Annotated in this window: 19 protein-coding genes; 8 read left to right on the top strand and 11 right to left on the bottom strand. The window is 75.0% G+C overall.

The window, feature by feature from the left end; all coding sequences use genetic code 11:
- Positions 1–5: 5 nt before the first annotated feature.
- The 5 genes from GQ466_RS08625 to GQ466_RS08605 all read right to left on the bottom strand — a co-directional run bounded on the left by GQ466_RS08625 (position 6) and on the right by GQ466_RS08605 (position 2,425).
- Entirely contained in the window at positions 6–431 is a 426-nt protein-coding gene (locus tag GQ466_RS08625) for a DUF2752 domain-containing protein (protein ID WP_161102165.1), read from the bottom strand.
- A 9-nt stretch (positions 432–440) separates the two neighbouring features.
- The gene (locus GQ466_RS08620; protein WP_161102164.1) at positions 441–1,082 is read right to left on the bottom strand and encodes a winged helix-turn-helix domain-containing protein; all 642 of its coding nucleotides are present in this window, start codon (positions 1,080–1,082) and stop codon (positions 441–443) included.
- Complete coding sequence (locus tag GQ466_RS08615) at positions 1,079–1,705, bottom strand: Trp biosynthesis-associated membrane protein (RefSeq protein ID WP_161102163.1); 627 nt, start codon at positions 1,703–1,705, stop codon at positions 1,079–1,081. Before GQ466_RS08615 ends, GQ466_RS08620 begins: the two co-directional genes overlap by 4 nt.
- Positions 1,702–2,082 (bottom strand): phosphoribosyl-AMP cyclohydrolase, encoded by a 381-nt coding sequence (gene hisI / locus GQ466_RS08610; protein ID WP_161102162.1) that lies wholly within the window; start codon positions 2,080–2,082, stop codon positions 1,702–1,704. Before hisI ends, GQ466_RS08615 begins: the two co-directional genes overlap by 4 nt.
- Positions 2,083–2,218: 136 nt before the next feature.
- Positions 2,219–2,425 (bottom strand): cold-shock protein, encoded by a 207-nt coding sequence (locus GQ466_RS08605; RefSeq protein WP_161102161.1) that lies wholly within the window; start codon positions 2,423–2,425, stop codon positions 2,219–2,221.
- Positions 2,426–3,430: 1,005 nt separating this feature from the next.
- Between GQ466_RS08605 and GQ466_RS08600 the strand changes: the two genes are divergently transcribed.
- The 8 genes from GQ466_RS08600 to GQ466_RS08565 all read left to right on the top strand — a co-directional run bounded on the left by GQ466_RS08600 (position 3,431) and on the right by GQ466_RS08565 (position 12,761).
- Positions 3,431–5,209, top strand: a complete 1,779-nt coding sequence (locus tag GQ466_RS08600) for an ABC transporter ATP-binding protein (RefSeq protein ID WP_161102483.1) — start codon at positions 3,431–3,433, stop codon at positions 5,207–5,209.
- Positions 5,206–7,011, top strand: coding sequence for an ABC transporter ATP-binding protein (locus GQ466_RS08595; RefSeq protein ID WP_161102160.1), 1,806 nt, complete (start codon positions 5,206–5,208; stop codon positions 7,009–7,011). The genes GQ466_RS08600 and GQ466_RS08595 overlap by 4 nt, the downstream gene beginning before the upstream one ends.
- A 74-nt stretch (positions 7,012–7,085) precedes the next feature.
- Positions 7,086–8,327 carry a hypothetical protein gene (locus tag GQ466_RS08590; RefSeq protein ID WP_337193373.1) on the top strand — a complete coding sequence of 414 codons (1,242 nt, stop codon included), beginning with the start codon at positions 7,086–7,088 and terminating at the stop codon, positions 8,325–8,327.
- A gap of 30 nt (positions 8,328–8,357) precedes the next feature.
- Positions 8,358–9,530 (top strand): winged helix DNA-binding domain-containing protein, encoded by a 1,173-nt coding sequence (locus GQ466_RS08585; protein ID WP_161102159.1) that lies wholly within the window; start codon positions 8,358–8,360, stop codon positions 9,528–9,530.
- A gap of 17 nt (positions 9,531–9,547) precedes the next feature.
- Positions 9,548–10,699: an acyl-CoA dehydrogenase family protein gene (locus tag GQ466_RS08580; protein WP_161102158.1), complete on the top strand. Its 1,152-nt coding sequence runs from the start codon at positions 9,548–9,550 to the stop codon at positions 10,697–10,699.
- Between the two features lie 2 nt (positions 10,700–10,701).
- On the top strand, positions 10,702–11,298 hold the full coding sequence (locus GQ466_RS08575; RefSeq protein ID WP_161102157.1) for a TetR/AcrR family transcriptional regulator: 597 nt from the start codon (positions 10,702–10,704) through the stop codon (positions 11,296–11,298).
- A 152-nt stretch (positions 11,299–11,450) separates the two neighbouring features.
- Positions 11,451–12,422 (top strand): zinc-binding dehydrogenase, encoded by a 972-nt coding sequence (locus GQ466_RS08570; protein ID WP_161102156.1) that lies wholly within the window; start codon positions 11,451–11,453, stop codon positions 12,420–12,422.
- A 36-nt stretch (positions 12,423–12,458) separates the two neighbouring features.
- Entirely contained in the window at positions 12,459–12,761 is a 303-nt protein-coding gene (locus GQ466_RS08565; RefSeq protein WP_161102155.1) for a hypothetical protein, read from the top strand.
- 37 nt (positions 12,762–12,798) lie between these two features.
- Here the strand turns inward: GQ466_RS08565 and hisF are convergent, their stop codons facing one another.
- Genes hisF through hisD form a run of 6 tightly spaced genes read right to left on the bottom strand, consistent with a single transcriptional unit; the run spans position 12,799 to position 17,944 of the window.
- Complete coding sequence (gene hisF / locus GQ466_RS08560) at positions 12,799–13,569, bottom strand: imidazole glycerol phosphate synthase subunit HisF (RefSeq protein WP_161102154.1); 771 nt, start codon at positions 13,567–13,569, stop codon at positions 12,799–12,801.
- On the bottom strand, positions 13,569–14,288 hold the full coding sequence (priA, locus tag GQ466_RS08555) for a bifunctional 1-(5-phosphoribosyl)-5-((5-phosphoribosylamino)methylideneamino)imidazole-4-carboxamide isomerase/phosphoribosylanthranilate isomerase PriA (protein WP_161102153.1): 720 nt from the start codon (positions 14,286–14,288) through the stop codon (positions 13,569–13,571). The genes hisF and priA overlap by 1 nt, the downstream gene beginning before the upstream one ends.
- Before the next feature lie 38 nt (positions 14,289–14,326).
- Positions 14,327–14,965: an imidazole glycerol phosphate synthase subunit HisH gene (gene hisH, locus GQ466_RS08550; RefSeq protein WP_161102152.1), complete on the bottom strand. Its 639-nt coding sequence runs from the start codon at positions 14,963–14,965 to the stop codon at positions 14,327–14,329.
- Entirely contained in the window at positions 14,962–15,555 is a 594-nt protein-coding gene (hisB, locus tag GQ466_RS08545) for an imidazoleglycerol-phosphate dehydratase HisB (RefSeq protein ID WP_103563142.1), read from the bottom strand. Before hisB ends, hisH begins: the two co-directional genes overlap by 4 nt.
- Complete coding sequence (locus GQ466_RS08540; RefSeq protein ID WP_337193372.1) at positions 15,552–16,640, bottom strand: histidinol-phosphate transaminase; 1,089 nt, start codon at positions 16,638–16,640, stop codon at positions 15,552–15,554. Before GQ466_RS08540 ends, hisB begins: the two co-directional genes overlap by 4 nt.
- Complete coding sequence (gene hisD, locus GQ466_RS08535; RefSeq protein WP_161102151.1) at positions 16,637–17,944, bottom strand: histidinol dehydrogenase; 1,308 nt, start codon at positions 17,942–17,944, stop codon at positions 16,637–16,639. The genes GQ466_RS08540 and hisD overlap by 4 nt, the downstream gene beginning before the upstream one ends.
- Between the last annotated feature and the right edge of the window lie 3 nt (positions 17,945–17,947).

The following is a 17,947-nucleotide window of genomic DNA, read 5'->3' as shown; positions in this document are numbered from 1 at the left end:
TTCACTCACGGCGCCAGGACGTGTGCGAACGGCAGATTGCGGACGATCCAGTACACGAGCGCGATGCCGAAGGCCGTCCAGCCCGCGGCGGGCGTGAACAGCGCGGAGCGCATCCGCTCGCCGTGCGCCGCGAGCCACGTCCAGCGGCCCCACAGGTAGAGCGCGACGGGCAGCAGCAGGAACGCGAGCGGGTTCGAGCCGAACGCCGCGCCGACGTGCCCGTGGACGAGCGAGTTCACCATCCGCAGGCCGCCGCAGCCGGGGCAGTAGTAGCCCGAGATGGCCAGAAACGGGCAGGACGGGTAGTGGCCGTGCTCGTGCGGATCGACCAGCCCGATGAGCGTCACCGCGCCCACCGTCACCGCCGCGACGACCGCGGGCCCGGCGAGGGCGCGCGGGACGGGACGGCGCGCGGTCAGCGTTCGGCTCACCGCTCCAGCCTAGGCGTCCAGGACGTACCCGACGCCGCGCACCGTCCGGATCGAGCCGCCGTCGCCGAGCTTGGCGCGCAGCTGCGCGATGTGGACGTCGACCGTCCGGCTGCCCGACGACGACGCCGGACCCCACGCGCCCGCGAGGAGCTGCTCCCGGGTGAAGACGCGGCCCGGGCTGCCCGCGAGGAACCGCAGCAGATCGAATTCTGTGGCGGTGAGGGCCACCGGATGCTCACCGATTCCGGCCGTCCGCGCGGCGGGGTCGAGGACGAGCGCGCCCGCCCGCAGCGGCTCCGCGCCGTCGTCCCGGCGCAGGGCGGCGAACACGGCCGCGACGAGCGTGCGGGGGCCGAACGGACGCGTCAGCCGGTGCGGCCCGAGATCGCCGGGGCCGGGCCCGGTCACGGCGAGGACGGGCGCGGCCCCCGCCGCGTCGGTGACGCGCCGCACCAGCGCCGCCGGGGCCGGGGACACCGACAGGTCCAGGACGACGGCGGCGGGACGGGCGCGCGCCGTCCGTCCCGCCGCCCGCTCGGGGTCGCGCTCGATCTCCACCTCGAAGCCCTCGCGGGCCAGGTAGCGGCGCTCCAGCTCGGCGACCGCCGGATCGTGCTCGGCGACCAAAACCAGGTCGGCGCCGCCCGTCACCGCCGGCGGCCCGCAGGACGCTCGGCGTCGTCAGCGGTGTCGTCGGCGGCGGTCGGGTCCTCGCCCCGGTCCAGCGACTTCCACAGCGCGGCGGGGTCGTCGGACGCCTCGGGACGCGCGACGGCGGCGCGCTCGTACCGCGCCGACATGCCCGGCCAGCGCGCCCCGCGCACCAGCGCGACCAGCCCGCCCGTGGCCAGCAGGACGCCGCCCGCCGCCGAGGCGAGCCACCACAGCGACGTCGTGACCTCCGGTCGCGCCCCGAGCCGCAGCAGCGCGCTTTTCTCCCCGGCCACGGCGATGACGTGCGCGTGCCCGACGGCGGTGACCGACGCGTAGACCATCAGCCCGCCGAACACCGCGAGCAGGGCGCCCACCGCCGACCGGCCGCGTCCCGGGACGGCGAACAGCGCGGCGAGCCCGGCGAGCCCGGCCCACCCGAGCGCGCCCGCCCAGCCGAGGTCGCCGCCGGTGAGATGCCCGGTGAACGGCGTGATGGCGCCGCGGGCACGGACCGCGGCCCACGGCCGTCCGGCCGCGAGCAGCGTCAGCCCGGCGCCCGCCGCGCACAGCAGCGCCGCGAGACCGCGCTCGCGCGCCGCCGAGCCCTCGCGCCCGCTCATGACGAGACGGCGGGCCGCTCCCCCACCACCGCGTCCAGGACGTCGGCGTCCCAGCAGGTGCGGTCGCCGGTGTGGCACGCGCCGCCGACCTGGTCCACCTTGACGAGGACGGCGTCGGCGTCGCAGTCGAGCGCGACGGACTTCACCCACTGCTGGTGCCCGGACGACTCGCCCTTCACCCAGTACTCCTGGCGGCTGCGCGACCAGTAGGTGCAGCGGCCGGTGGTGAGGGTGCGGTGCAGCGCCTCGTCGTCCATCCACCCGAGCATGAGCACCTCGCCGGTGTCGTACTGCTGGGCGATGGCCGGGACCAGCCCGTTGGGGTCCCGCTTGAGACGTTCGGCGATCTTGGGGTCCAGGTTGGACGAGGAAGACATGCTCCCTATTGTGCCGTGCCCCCGGCGGCACCCGCCCGGAGTCGTCCCCGGGCCCCGGCCCGGCCGGGGCGGCGCAACATAAAACGGCCCGCGTCCCTGGCCGGGACGCGGGCCGTTTCGACGACTGTGGGCGGTGTTACAGGGGGGTCACCTGGTCGGCCTGCGGGCCGCGGTTACCCTGCGTCACCTCGAACTGGACGCGCTGGTTCTCGTCCAGCGTGCGGTACCCGGAGGTCTGGATGGCCGAGTAGTGCACGAAGACGTCCGGCCCGCCGCCGTCCACGGCGATGAAGCCGAAGCCCTTCTCGGCGTTGAACCACTTCACGGTGCCCTGCTGGGGCATGTCTTTCTCCTTGCGGCAAAACGTGGGTCCACACCTCGCGGACCCAGTGCGGTCGCCGCGGAACGCTCTCGCCTCCGGTACGGTCCCGGAAAAGCCAAAACGCCCGCTGTCATCAGTCCGCGGGCGTCTGGACAAACGATCGAGAACCACGACTGCAACCGACGACCCCACCGTATCACCGGTTCCGCGTAAAACGGAGGGGCGGCAAGGCCCGTGATTCACCTCTCGGCGAACTGCCCCGCCAAAATCCCCGACCCTTCTCCGTCAGGGCGTTGACCGCGCCGGTCGGGAGCCTCTCGCCGGACGCGCCCGACGGCCGTCCGCCCGCCGCGTACGGGGCGTTCCGGACGTCCGGCCCGCACGGCCGCGCACAATCGCACGACCTGCCAGGTTCGCGATGAACACCGATGTCCGGAGCGCCGCAGGACGCCGGGACGACGCCGCACGTCGCCCCGCAGGTGCTCACTTTTCTTAGGACAAAACGGACCATTTTGATACGCGCCCACAAGGTTTCCCCGGGCGCGCGTCGACCGGCGCCCGGCGGCGGCCCCGCCGCACGGCCGCGATGTCCCCGTGATGAACAAGAAACCCGGCGTTGATGGCCCATTCGTCCACTTCGGAACGCACGCCCGGGCACGCCGCGGGAGGTCGGCGGCGAATCGGCCGGATCGGCGGCGGGAACGGCGCGCGGGCCGGGAGGTGAGTGGCGGTTCGGAAGCCTCGATGCGGTCGGACGGGAGCGGACGGACGGCCCGGCGCGCGACCGGGACCGTGCCCCGGACGAGAGTACGCGCACGAACCCCCTGCTCCGATCGTACGCGGATCAAGCCGGGAATAGCCGTCATCGTCGGATGGTAGGCATAACCAGGCCGAAACCCCCGCGAAGCGCCTCGCGGGGGCTCGTGCCGTGCGCCGAGAACGACGAAGGAGTCCGCCGTGCCACCGAACGCTCCGCCCAGCGCGCCGTCCCAGAAGCAGAACGCCCCGCGCCGGGTCGATCCGCGCATGCTGCGGGAGGGGCTGGGGGTGATGGGGGTCGCCGTCCGGGCCGAGCCGCGCGCGTTCGCGGTGGCCGTGGGCGCGAGCGCGCTGTACGCCGCGACGACCGTCGGCACCGCCCAGGTGCTCGGCCGCGTGACCGAGCACGTCGTGCTGCCCGCGTTCGCGGCGGGCCGGACGACGGCGGGCGCGCTGACGGCGTCGGCCGCCGCGATCGTCGGGGTCGCGTTCCTCAAGGCGCTCGGGGTGGCGGGCCGCCGCTTCTACGCCGGGCTCGTCCAGTACCGGATGCAGGCCGCCTACCGCCGGGCCGTGACGCGCCGCTACCTGGAGCTGCCCGCCGCCTGGCACGCGCGGCACCCGGCGGGCGAGCTGCTGTCGAACGCCAACGCCGACGTCGAGGCGGTGTGGGCGCCGCTCGCGCCGCTGCCGATGGCGATCGGGGTCGCGTTCATGCTGGTCATCGCGGCCGTCGCGATCGTGCTGGTGGACCCGGTGGTGGCGCTGGTGGCGCTGCTGGTGTTCCCGGCGGTCGCGCTGCTGAACGTCTTCTACCAGCGGCGGCTGGCCCCGGCGGCGACGCGTGCGCAGCGGCTGCGGGCCGGGGTGAGCGAGGTCGCGCACGAGAGCTTCGAGGGCGCGCTGGTCGTCAAGACGCTCGGCCGGGAGGCCGCCGAGACCGAGCGGTTCGCGCGGCGGGCGACCGAGCTGCGGGACGCGAACATCGCCGTCGGACGCGTCCGCGGCCTGCTCGACCCGCTGCTGGAGGCGCTGCCGAACCTCGGCGTGCTGGCCGTCCTGCTGGTCGGGACGATGCGCGTCGAGGGCGGCGCGATGACGGCGGGCGACCTGGTCAGCGTGGCGTACCTGTTCACGCTGCTGGCGTGGCCGATCCGCGCGCTCGGCTGGGTGCTGGCGGACGTGCCGCGCAGCGTGGTCGGGTGGCGGCGCGTCCGGGCCGTCCTGGACGAGCGGGACACGATGCCGCACGGCGACCGGGACGTCCCGGGCGACGGCGCGGCGGCGCTGGAGGTCCGCGGCGTCCGGTTCGGGTACGGCGCGGGCGACGTCCTGCGGGACGTGTCGTTCGACGTCGCGCCGGGCCGGACGGTCGCGGTGGTCGGGCCGACGGGCGCGGGCAAGTCCACGCTGACGAACCTGCTGGTCCGGCTGGTGGACCCGGACGATGGCGCGGTGCTGCTGGACGGCGTGGACGTCCGCGAGACCGGCCCCGGCGTCCTCGCGGCGAACGTCGCGCTCGTCCCCCAGCACGCGTTCCTGTTCGACGACACGGTCCGCGGGAACGTCGCGCTGGGCGCCGACGTGACCGACGACCGCGTGTGGGAGGCGCTGCGGCTGGCGCAGGCCGACGGGTTCGTGGCCGGCCTCGCGCACGGCCTGGACACCCGCGTCGGCGAGCGCGGCACGACGCTGTCGGGCGGGCAGCGGCAGCGGCTCGCGCTGGCGCGGGCGCTCGTGCGGCGGCCCCGGCTGCTGGTGCTGGACGACGCGACGTCCAGCGTGGACCCGAGCGTGGAGGCGCGGATCCTGGCGGGCCTGCGGGACAGTTCGGCGGGCGTGACGGTCCTGGTCGTCGCCTACCGCAAGGCGACGATCGCGCTCGCCGACGAGGTCGTCTACCTGGAGCACGGCGCGGCGCAGGCCCGCGGCGCCCACGCCGACCTGCTGGAGCGCTCCCCCGGCTACCGCGACCTCGTCACCGCCTACGAGCGGGCCGAGGCCGAGCGGGCGGCGGACGCGAGCGGCGAGGAGGCCGTCCGATGACCGCCCCGGTGACCGCGCCCGTGACCGGGCTGAGCGGCGCGGCCGACGCCGAGGGCGCGCTGCGGACGCTGCGGCGCGGCCTGCGCCTCAGCCCCGAGTTCACGGCGGGCCTGCCCGTCACGCTGGTCCTGGCGCTGCTGGCCACGGCGGGCCGCGTGGTCGTCCCGGTCGCGGTGCAGCAGACGATCGACCGGGGCCTCGGCGGCGACGACGGCCCGGACCTGGCGTTCGTCCGCCTGATGGTGCTGGCGTGCGCGGGGGCGGTGCTGCTGACGGCGGTGTGCGCGTACGCGATGAACGTGCGGCTGTACCGGACGTCCGAGACCGGCCTGACGAGCCTGCGCGTGCGGGCGTTCCGGCACGTCCACGACCTGTCGATGCTGACGCAGAGCGGTGAGCGGCGCGGCGCCCTGGTGTCCCGCGTGACCGGCGACGTCGACCAGATCAGCCAGTTCATGCAGTACGGCGGACTGATGATGATCATGGCGACGGGCCAGCTCGTCGTCGCGACCGTGCTGATGGCCGTCTACTCCTGGCCGCTGGCGCTGCTGGTCTGGGCGGCGTTCGTGCCGCTCGGGTTCGCGCTGCGCCGGTTCCAGCGGATCATCTCGGCGGCGTACACGCGGGTCCGCGAGCGGATGGGCGACCTGCTGGCCGCCGTCAGCGAGTCGGTCGTCGGCGCGGCGGTCATCCGCGCGTACGGCGCCCAGGAGCGCACGGCCCGGCGCGTGGACGCGGCCGTGGACGGCCACAAGACCGCCCAGACCCGCGCCCAGGCGACGGTCGCGCTGACGTTCCCGACGTCGGAGCTGGTCGCGGCGGTCGCGACGGCGGCGGTCGTCGTCGCGGGGACCCTGCTCGGCATCGGCGGGCACCTGAGCGCCGGGAAGCTGGTGGCGTTCCTGTTCCTCGTCACGCTGTTCGTCAGCCCGATGCAGACCGCGACCGAGGTGCTGAACGACGCGCAGAACGCCATCGCGGGCTGGCGGCGGGTGCTCGGCGTCCTGGACACCGAGCCGGACGTCGCCGACCCCGGCGAGCGCGGCCGGACGCTCCCGCGCGGCCCGATCGAGGTGCGGTTCGAGGACGTCGGGTTCGCCTACCCCGGCGGCCCGCCCGTCCTGCACGACGTGAACGCGGTCATCGCGCCGCGCTCGCGGATCGCGGTCGTCGGCGAGACCGGGTCGGGCAAGACGACGTTCGCCAAGCTGCTGACGCGGCTGATGGACCCGGTGTCCGGCCGGATCCTCGTGGACGGCGTGCCGCTGGACGAGATCCGCTTCTCCTCGCTGCGGGAGCGGATCGTCATGGTCCCCCAGGACGGGTTCCTGTTCGACGACGCGCTCGGCGCGAACCTGCGGTACGGGCGGCCGGAGGCGTCCGACGACGACGTGCGCCGCGCCGTCGCCGACCTCGGCCTCGCGGGCTGGCTGGACGGCCTGCCGCGCGGCCTGGACACCCCGGTCGGGCAGCGCGGCGAGTCGCTGTCGGCGGGCGAGCGGCAGCTCGTCGCGCTGGTCCGCGCCTACCTCGCCGACCCGGACCTGCTGGTGCTGGACGAGGCGACGTCGGCGGTCGACCCGGCCACCGAGATCCGCATCCAGCGGGCGCTGGAGCGCCTGACGCGCGGCCGGACGGCCCTGTCGATCGCGCACCGGCTGTCCACGGCGGAGGCGGCGGACGAGGTGATCGTCTTCGCGGCGGGCCGGATCGTCCAGCGCGGCCCGCACGCCGAGCTGGCGGCCGTCCCGGGCGTCTACGCCGACCTCTACGCGTCGTGGACGGCCCAGCGTGAGCTGTAATGGGACGGGCGACCGCTCCGGCGGAGGGAACAAAACACTTGCCCGGATTCTGGTCGGCTGCGCATTCTGGCGAGGTGAGCGACATCAGGGAAGCGGCGACCACGCTGCACGGACAGTTGCAGCGCGGCCTCGGACGGGCGGCCCGCCGGGCGGCGGACCGCCCCGGCGCGGGCGAGTACGTGTACGACTGTGTCCGGCGCGATCCCCGGTGGGACGCGCGCTGTGACGACCGCTCCCTGTATTACGCCCGGTTGATGGTCGACCTCGAACTGCCCGTCGGCCCGGTCGCCGAGCACCTGTTCGACCCGGACGACCACGCCGAGGGCGACGAGACGCGCGTCCGGCTCGCGCTGGACGTCCTCGCCGACCTCGTGCGGCTCAGCCGCCGCGAGGCCGCGTCCGCGCTGCGCCGGTACGCCGAGGAGGGCGCGCACTGGTTCGAGGCGGTCGAGACGCTGGTCCGGCTCGGCGACCCCCGGCTCACCGACGGGCTGGAGACGCTCGTCGCGGCGCGCTGCGACGACGACGCGCTCGCCGACCTGTTCGCCGGCTCCGGCGGCCCGGTCGCGGCGGCGTGGGCGGCGCGCTCCCCCCGGATCGCCGCCGCGCTGGACCGCCGCCGCGGCCGGGGTCGGCCCGTCCCGCCGGTGGCCGCCGCGCGGTCCCGCCGCGACCGCACCGACGACGAACTGCTCGACCTCGCGCGGCGCCGCGACGACGGCTCGATCGCCGCGATCTTCGAGCTGGGGCGGCGGCGCGCGCCCGTCCTGCTGGACCTCGCCGAAGAACTGCTGGCCCGGCCGAGCCGGTGGGGCGGCGCGGTGGCCCGCGCCCTGTGGGACTACGGCCCCGAGACGCTGCCGCGCGCGCGGGACTGGGCGGCCGAGCGCGGCGGCTGCCGGGGCGTCGGCCTCGGCCTGCTCGCCCGGCACGGCACCCGGGAGGACATCCCGCTGCTCATGAACCATCTGGACGACGCCCTGGAGCGCCGCGACTGGGCCGCGTCCGCCGCCCCGATCGAGGGCCTCGGGCGGCTGCGGGCGGGCGAGGCCGTCCCGCTGCTGAAGACGGCGTGGTCGGAGTCGTCGTACTCCTACCTGCGCCCGCGCGTGCTGACCGCGCTCACCCGGACGGCCCCGCACACGGCCGAGGCGTTCACCGCCGAGGGCCTGTGGGACTGCGAGGAGGCCGTCCGGGCGATCGCCGTCCAGACCGCGCCGCTCACCGACGACACCCGCGTCCGGCTGCGGCGCCTGCATCTGGACGAGGCGGAGGACCCGGGCGTGCGCGCGGCGTCGGCGGCCCGTCTCGTCTGACTGTCGGACCCGGCCGTTACCCTGCGGATCATGCGGACCATCAGCACCGACGAGCGGCGCGCGCGGCTCGCGCTGCGGCACCGGCTCGCGCCGGGACGGCGCACCGACGACCCCGCCGAGACCGCCCGGTCGCTCGTGGCGCTGCACGCCACCGATCCGGCCACCGTGTACCTGTCGGCGGCGGCGCGGAGCCGGAACCTCGTTCCGTCCGCGCTGGAGGCGGCGCTGTACGACGACCGGACGCTCCTGCGGCTGCTCGCGATGCGGCGGACGATGTTCGTGGTGCCGGTCGAGCTCGCGCCCGTCCTCCAGGCGTCGTGCGCGGACGCGCTGGCCGCCAAACAGCTCGCCAAGTACAGCGGGTACATGGAGAAGTCGGGCGTCCCGGACGCGCGGGCGTTCTTCGCCGCGACCGCCGAGGAGGCCCACGCGACGCTGCTGAAGCTCGGCAGGGCGACGGGCGCGCAGCTCTCCAAGGAGGTCCCGGCGCTGCGGACGACCGTCCAGCTCGCGCCCGGCAAGTCGTACTCCACCCCGACGAGCATCACGACGTGGGTGCTCGTCACGCTCGGGCTCCAGGGCCGGATCGTGCGGGGCCGCCCGAACGGGTCGTGGATCAGCAGCCAGTACGTGTGGCAGCCGATCGAGGAGTGGATCCCCGGCGGCGTCCCGGTCATGCCCGCGAAGGAGGCCCGCGCCGCGCTGGTGCGCGAATGGCTGCGCGCGTTCGGCCCCGCGCCGGTCAGCGACATCAAGTGGTGGACGGGCTGGACCGTCGCCGAGGTCAAGTCGGCCCTCGCCGAGATCGCCACGGTCGAGGTGGACCTGGACGGCGTTCCCGGGCTCGTCCTCGCCGACGACGTCGACCCGGTCGCCGCGCCGGAGCCGTGGGCGGCGCTGCTGCCCGCGCTGGACCCGACGCCGATGGGCTGGAAGGAGCGCGACTGGTTCCTCGGCCCGCACGCGCCCGCGCTGTTCGACCGCAACGGCAACATCGGCCCGACCGTCTGGTGGGACGGGCGGATCGTCGGCGGCTGGGCGCAGCGCGCGGACGGGGAGATCGCCGTCCGGTTCCTGGAGGACGCCGGGGCCGACGCCCGCGCGGCGGTGGCCGCCGAGGCCGAGCGGACCGCGGCGTTCTACGGGACCATCCGGGCCGTCCCGCGCTTCCGCACGCCCCTGGAACGCGAGCTGTCCGCCTGACGCGCGAGGATGGGTCCATGCCCGCTGAACGGATGCTCCCCACGCCCGAGGCCGAGGACCTGATCGCCCTCACCCGCGAGATCGTCGGCAAGGAGCTGGCGCCGCGCGCCGCCGGCGCCGAGGAGGCGGGCGCGTTCCCGCGCGAGGTGTTCCGGACGCTCGGCCGCGCCGGGCTGCTCGGCCTCCCCTACCCCGAGGACGCGGGCGGCGGCGGCCAGCCCTACGAGGTCTACCTCCAGGTGCTGGAGGAGATCGCGGCCGTGTGGGCGTCGGTCGCGGTCGGGGTGAGCGTCCACAGCCTGGCGTGCTTCGCGCCGCACGCGTTCGGGTCGGCGGAGCTGCGCGGGCGCCTGCCGGACCTGCTCGGCGGCGACCTGCTCGGCGGGTACGCGCTGTCGGAGGCGCAGGCCGGGTCGGACGCGGCGGCGCTCGCGACCCGGGCCGTCCGCGACGGCGACGGCTACCGGATCACCGGCACCAAGATGTGGATCACGCACGGCGGCGATGCGGACTTCTACGTGCTGTTCGCGCGGACGTCCGACGACGGCGGCCGGGGGATCTCGTGCTTCCTGGTCGACGGCGACCAGCCCGGCCTGACGTTCGGGCCGCCCGAGCGGAAGATGGGCCTGACCGGCTCCACGACCGCGCAGCTCCACTTCGACGACGCGCCCGTCCCGGCGGAGCGCCGCATCGGCGCCGAGGGCCAGGGCTTCCCGATCGCGCTCGCCGCGCTGGACTCGGGCCGGCTCGGCATCGCCGCGTGCGCGACCGGCCTCGCGCAGGGCGCGCTGGACCACGCCGTCGCCTACGCGGCGGAGCGGACGCAGTTCGGCCGTCCGATCATCGAGCACCAGGGCCTCGGGTTCCTGCTCGCCGACATGGCCGCCGCCGTCGAGTCGGCCCGCGCGACGTACCTTGAGGCGGCGCGGCGCCGCGACCGGGGCCTGCCCTACGCGCGGCAGGCGTCGGTGGCCAAGCTCGTCGCGACGGACGCGGCGATGCGCGTGACGACCGACGCCGTCCAGGTCCTCGGCGGCTACGGCTACACCCGCGACTTCCCGGTCGAGCGGTACATGCGCGAGGCGAAGGTCATGCAGATCTTCGAGGGCACCAACCAGATCCAGCGCATGGTCATCGCCCGCCACCTGGCCCGGTCCGTCCGGCCGTAGCGATGGCCGGGCCGACCGAGAACGTGCGCACGCGGCGGACGCGCAAGCTCCTCCGCGAGGCGCTGACCGAACTCATCGCCGAGCGCGGTTTCGAGCGCACGACCGTGAGCGCCATCACCGAACGCGCGATGGTGAGCCGGGCCGCCTTCTACCGCAATTACCAGGACAAATACGATCTGGTGGAGACCATTTTCGCCGAGGCGGTCGCCCTTCTCACCGCGCATCCGCCGGACGGAAACGACGAGCCCGTCGAGCGGCGGTGGATCGCCTTTTTCGAGCACTTCGCCGAGCACCACCGGATCTACGCGGCGCTGCTCGGCGATTCGGGCGGCCAGTGGTTCGCGGGCCGGATGCGCGCGCGGCTCACCGACCTGATCACCGCGCACCTGCCCGACGCGTCCGCCGCCGGGCCGCCGGGCGGCGGCCCGGCCGGGGCGGGCCTGGTGCCCACGCTGATCTCGGCCCTGTTCGTCCAGTCGATCGCGTGGTGGCTGGCCAACGGCCGGCCCGCGACGGCCGCGGAGATGGCCGACCGGTTCGGCAGGATCGCGACCGCGGTGGTGCACGAGGTCAACAGCTGGCCGCCCGCCTCAGCGTGACAGTTTCCGCCAGCTGTCTCGACTGAGCCATCGCGGCCGGACTGATACTTGCCGCACCTCTCCGCAGGACGGCACGCTTCAAGCACCGGGCAGCGCGACGACATATTCGCGCTACGAACTACTGGACCGCCCGGGCTCTGGAGGAATGGAACATGCGTATCGTCCGCGTGCGCGAATTCGGCGCGCCGCAGGTCATGCGGATCGAGGAGACCGACGCGCCGCGTCCGGCGGCCGGCCAGGTCGCGGTGGACGTGAAGGTGGCCGGGGCGACCTATGCCGAGACGATCGTCCGCTCCGGGCGCTACCCGCTGCCGCTCCCCTACGACCCGGGCATCGAGGTCGGCGGCCGGGTCACCGAGGTCGGGCCGGGCGTGGACCCGTCCCTGCTCGGCGCCCGGGTCGTCGCGACGACGCTCGGCAACACCGGCGGGTACGCCGAGGTCGCCGTCGCCGAGGCCGGCAACGTGTTCGCCGTGCCGGACGGCCTGACGCTCGACCGGGCCGTCCCGGTGTTCCAGGCGGGCGCGGTGGCGGTCGGCGTCCTGGCGGCGATGCGGGTCCGGGCGGGCGAGAGCGTGCTCGTCACCGCCGCCGCCGGGCGCATCGGGTCCGTGCTCGTCCAGCTCGCCAAGCGGCTCGGCGCCGAACCCGTCATCGGCGGCGTCGGCGGCCCCGGCAAGCTCGCCGCAGCCGCCGGGTTCGGCGCGGACGTCACCGTCGACTACGGCGACCCCGGCTGGGTCGAGGCCGTGCGGGACGCCACCGGCGGGCGGGGCGCGGACGTCGCGGTCGACGCGATCGGCGGCGACGTCGGCGCGCAGGCGCTCGCCGCCGCCGCGAACGGCGGGCGCCTCGGGATCTACGGCTTCGCGTCCGGCGCCTGGACGCCGCTCGACGCGATCGAGATCGTCCGGCGCGGCCTGTCGGTCGTCGGCCCGCTCGGGATCGCGTTCGCCAAGCCGCTCGACGAGCAGCGCGCCGACGCCGAGCGGGCGCTCGCCGCCGCCGTCGCCGGCGACCTCACCACCCGCGTCCACGCGGTGTACCCGCTGGAGGACGCCGTCCTGGCCCACCTCGACCTGGAGAGCAGGCGGACCGTCGGCGCCGTCCTGCTCGCCGTCTGACCGCATCCATCGACCAGCGCATCAGGAGTCGCCCCCATGACCTCGACCCTCGTCTACGCGTTCCTGGCCGGCCTGCTCGGCGCGAACGGCTTCCCCCACTTCGTGAAGGGCATCAGCAAGGAGGAGTTCGCGAACCCGTTCAGCACCGCGCCGATCGTGAACCTGCTCCTCGGCTGGCCGCTGCTCGTCATCGCCGTCTACCTCGGCGGGCTCGCTCACATCGGCGCGCATCCGGTGGCCGCGCTCGCGGCGGGCGCGGTGGGCGTGCTGCTGGCGGGCGTCTTCCACGCGCAGGTCGGCGCGCTCGGCAAGAAGCCGGAGCCCGCCCGCGAGCGGTGACGCCGTCCCGGTCCGCCGCTCCCCGCGCGGCGGACCGTCAGCGGACGGGGTTGCCGGCCGCGCGCAGGGCCGTCTTGACGTCGCCGACCGTCATGTCGCCGAAGTGGAACACGCTCGCGGCGAGCACCGCGTCGGCGCCCGCCGCGACGGCCGGGGCGAAGTGCTCCACCGCGCCCGCGCCGCCGGACGCGATCACCGGGACGGTCGTCGCCGCCCGGACGCGCTCCAGCATCTCCAGGTCGAACCCGGCCTTGGTGCCGTCCGCGTCCATCGAGTTCAGCAGGATCTCGCCGACGCCCAGCTCCGCGCCGCGCCGCGTCCACTCGACCGCGTCGATGCCGGTGCCGCGCCGTCCGCCGTGCGTGGTGACCTCGTAGCCGGACGCGGTCACCGTGCCGCCCGTGACGCGGCGGGCGTCCACCGACAGCACGACGCACTGCGACCCGAACCGGTGCGCGGCCTCCCGCAGGAACTCCGGGCGCGCGATGGCCGCCGTGTTGATCGACACCTTGTCGGCGCCCGCGCGCAGCAGCCGGTCCACGTCGTCCACCGTGCGGACGCCGCCGCCGACCGTCAGCGGGATGAACACCTGCTCGGCCGTGCGGCGCACCACGTCGTAGGTGGTGGACCGGTCGCCGCTGGACGCCGTGATGTCGAGGAACGTCAGCTCGTCGGCGCCCTCGGCGTCGTAGCGGCGCGCCAGCTCCACCGGGTCGCCCGCGTCGCGCAGGTTCTGGAAGTTGACGCCCTTCACCACGCGGCCCGCGTCGACGTCCAGGCAGGGGATGACGCGCACGGCCACGCCCATCAGCGCACCGCCTCCAGCGCCTCTTCCAGCGTGAACGCGCCCGCGTAGAGGGCCTTGCCGACGATCGCGCCCTCGACGCCGTCGCCGGTCAGCTCCGCCAGCGCCCGCAGGTCGTCCAGCGACGACACCCCGCCGGACGCCACGACGGGCTTGTCGGTGCGCGCGCAGACCTCGCGCAGCAGCTCGGTGTTCGGGCCGCGCAGCGTGCCGTCCTTGGTGACGTCGGTGACGACGTAGCGCGGGCAGCCGTCGTCCTCCAGCCGCGCCAGCACCTCCCACAGGTCGCCGCCCTCGCGCGTCCAGCCGCGCGCCGCGAGCGTCGTGCCGCGCACGTCCAGGCCGACGGCGATCCGGTCCCCGTGCGAGGCGATGATCTTGCGGCACCACTCCGGGTTCTCCAGCGCGGCCGTGCCGATGTTGACGCGCGCGCAGCCCGTCGCGAGCGCGGCCTCCAGCGACGCGTCGTCGCGGATGCCGCCCGACAGCTCCACCTTGACGTCCAGCCGTCCGGTCACCTCGGCGAGCAGCTCGCGGTTGGAGCCGCGCCCGAACGCCGCGTCCAGGTCGACCAGATGGATCCACTCCGCGCCCGCCTTCTGCCAGGCCAGGGCCGCGTCCAGCGGGGCGCCGTAGGAGGTCTCGGTGCCCGCCTCGCCCTGCACGAGCCGGACGGCCTTGCCGTCCGCGACGTCGACGGCGGGAAGGAGCGTCAGTGTCATGGAACTTCCTTGTCGGAACCGATGGGGGTGGGCGGCCGTCAGCGGACGGTCGCGAGCCAGTTCGCGAGCACCTGCGCGCCCGCGTCGCCGGACTTCTCCGGGTGGAACTGCGTCGCCGACAGCGCGCCGTTCTCCACGGCCGCGACGAACCGGTCGCCGTGCTCGGCCCAGGTGACGAGCGGGGGCCGCAGGTTGCCGTTGGCGTCGGGCTCCAGCTCCCAGCGGCGCACGCCGTAGGAGTGGACGAAGTAGAAGCGCGTCCCGGCGTCCAGGCCCGCGAACAGCGCGGACCCCTCGGGCGCGTCGACGGTGTTCCAGCCCATGTGCGGCAGGATCGGCGCGTCCAGGCGCTCCACGGTGCCGGGCCACTCCGCGCAGCCCTCGGTGCTGACGCCGTGCTCGACGCCCTTGCCGAACAGGATCTGCATGCCGACGCAGATACCGAGGACGGGTCGGCCGCCGGCCAGCCGCCGCCCGATGATCTGGTCGCCGCGGATCGCGCGCAGCCCTTCCATGCACGCCGCGAACGCCCCGACGCCCGGCACGACGAGCCCGTCCGCCGCGAGCGCCGCGTCCCAGTCCCCGGTGACGGTCACGTCCACGCCGTGCCGCGCGACGGCCCGCTCCGCCGACCGCAGATTCCCCGACCCGTAGTCGAGCACGACGATGGAAGTCATAGCGCGCCCTTGGTGGACGGAATGCCGCGGACCTTGGGGTCGAAGGCGACGGCGTCGCGCAGGGCGCGGGCCAGGGCCTTGAACTGCGCCTCGACGATGTGGTGCGCGTTGCGGCCGTAGGGGACGTGGACGTGCAGCGCCACCTGGGCGTTCGCGACGAACGACTCCAGGATGTGCCGCGTCATCGTCGTGTCGTACTCGGGGCCGATCATCGGCGCGAGGCCGTCCGGCTCGGAGTGGACGAGGTAGGGCCGCCCCGACACGTCCACCGTGACCTGCGCCAGCGCCTCGTCCAGCGGGATCGACGCGTCCGCGAAGCGCCGGATGCCCGCCTTGTCGCCGAGCGCCTGCCGGAACGCCTGCCCGAGCGCGATCGCGGTGTCCTCGATCGTGTGGTGGGCGTCGATGTGCAGGTCGCCCTGCGTCTTCACGGTCAGGTCGAACGAGCCGTGCTTGCCGAGCTGCGCCAGCATGTGGTCGAAGAACCCGACGCCGGTCGCGACGTCGACCTCGCCCGTGCCGTCGAGGTCGATCTCGACCAGGACGGACGTCTCCTTCGTCGCGCGCTCCACGCGTCCCTTGCGCATCACAGGACCTCCTTCAGGGCCGTGCGGAAGGCGGCCGTCTCCTCCGGCGTGCCGACGCTGACGCGCAGCCAGCCGGGCGGCCCGACCTCGCGAATCAGCACGCCGCGCTCCAGCAGCCCCTCCCACACCGCGCGGCGGTCGGAGAAGGAGCCGAACAGGACGAAGTTGGCGTCGGAGTCGGCCACGGTCAGCCCTTCGCCGCGCAGCCAGGCGACGAGCGCGTCGCGTTCGGCGCGCAGCGCGTCCACGGTGCCGAGCAGTTCGGCGCGGTGCGCGAGGGCCGTCCGCGCGACGGCCTGCGTGACGGCCGACAGGTGGTAGGGCAGCCGGACGAGCAGCAGCGCGTCGATCACGGCGGGGTCGGCGGCGAGGTAGCCGAGCCGGGTGCCCGCCATCGCGAACGCCTTGGACATCGTCCGAGTGACGATCAGCCGGGGGCGGCCGGGCAGCAGGTTCAGCGCGGACGGCGTGCCGCCGCGCCGGAACTCGGCGTACGCCTCGTCCACGACGACCATGCCGGGCGCCGCGTCCAGGACGGCCTCGATCGTCGCCAGGTCCAGCGCTGTGCCGGTCGGGTTGTTGGGCGAGGTCAGGAACACGATGCTCGGCTCGTACTTCTCGATCGCGGCGACGGCCGCCGCCGGGTCGAGCCCGAAGTCCTCGTCGCGGTGGGCGTCGACCCAGGCCGTCCCGGACACCTTGGTGATGATCGGGTGCATCGAGTAGGACGGCTCGAACCCGAGCGCGGTGCGTCCCGGCCCGCCGAACGCCTGGAGGATCTGCTGCAGGATCTCGTTGGACCCGTTCGCCGCCCACACGTCGCGTCCGGTGCGGCCCGCGCCGGGGGTGTCGGCGTTGAGGAAGTCGGCGAGGTCGGCGCGCAGCAGCGTCGCGTCCCGGTCGGGGTAGCGGTTGAGGCCGCCCGCGACGTCCTCGACGGCCTTGCCGAGCGCCGCGACCAGCGCCGGGGACGGCGGGTAGGGGTTCTCGTTGGTGTTCAGCGCGTACGGGACGTCGAGCTGCGGCGCCCCGTACGGCTCCCGGCCGCGCAGGTCGTCGCGCAGCGGGAGGTCGGCCAGGGACGTCACGACGGGACCTTCCAGTCGAAGCGGGCGCGGACGGCGGCGCCGTGCGCGGGCAGGTCCTCGGCGTCGGCGAGCACGACGACGCGCGCGGCGGCGTCGGCGAGCGCGGCCTCGTCGTAGCGGACGACGTGGACGCCGCGCAGGAACGACTGCACCGACAGCCCCGAGGAGTGGCAGGCGCACCCGCCCGTGGGCAGGACGTGGTTGGACCCGGCGAGGTAGTCGCCGAGCGACACCGGCGCGTGCGGCCCGACGAAGATCGCGCCCGCGTTGCGGACCCGCGCGGCGACCGCGTCGGCGTCGGCGGTCTGGATCTCCAGGTGCTCGGCGGCGTAGGCGTCGACGACCTTCAGCCCGGCCGCGACGTCGTCCACGAGCACGATGCCCGACTGGCGTCCGGCGAGCGCGGCGGTGATCCGCTCGCTGTGCTTGGTGCGGGCGACCTGGGCCTTCAGCTCGGTCTCGACGGCGTCGGCGAGCGCGGGCGCGTCGGTGACGAGGACGGCGGCGGCGAGCGTGTCGTGCTCGGCCTGGCTGATCAGGTCGGCCGCGACGTGGACGGGGTCGGCGGTCGCGTCGGCGAGGATCGCGATCTCGGTCGGCCCGGCCTCGGAGTCGATGCCGATGACGCCCTTGAGCAGCCGCTTGGCGGCGGCGACGTAGACGTTCCCGGGCCCGGTGACGAGGTCGGCGCGCGGGCACTCGTCGGTGCCGTAGGCGAACATGGCGATCGCCTGCGCGCCGCCGACGGCGTGCACCTCCTCGACGCCGAGCAGCGCGCACGCGGCGAGGATCGTCGGGTGCGGCAGGCCGCCGAACTCCTTCTGCGCGGGCGAGGTCACGGCGAGCGAGCCGACCCCGGCCTCCTGCGCGGGCACGACGTTCATGACGACGCTGGACGGGTACACGGCGCGTCCGCCCGGCACGTACAGGCCGACGCGGTCCACCGGGATCCACCGCTCGGTGACGGTACCGCCCGGGACGACGTTGGTGGTGACGTCCGTGCGGCGCTGGTCGCGGTGGACGAGCCGGGCGCGCCGGATCGACTCCTCCAGCGCGTCGCGGACGGGCGCGGCCAGCGCGGCGAGCGCCGCGTGGACCTCCGCGACCGGGACGCGGCTGCGCTCGCGGTCCACGCCGTCGAACGCGCGGGTGTGCTCCCGGACCGCCGCCGAGCCGCGATGGCGGACGTCGTCGCAGATGGGCCGCACCTTGTCCAGGGCGGCCTCGACGTCGAGATCGGCGCGGGGCAGCACGGAGCGCAGGTCGCCCGGGAGCGAGCCGCGCAGGTCGATACGGGAGATCACGGC

It is taken from the genome of Actinomadura rayongensis (genome assembly GCF_009831215.1).
Classification (GTDB): Bacteria; Actinomycetota; Actinomycetes; order Streptosporangiales; family Streptosporangiaceae; genus Spirillospora; species Spirillospora rayongensis.
Note: the sequence above shows the minus strand (reverse complement) of the source record. Positions and strands in the feature narration are given on the sequence as shown.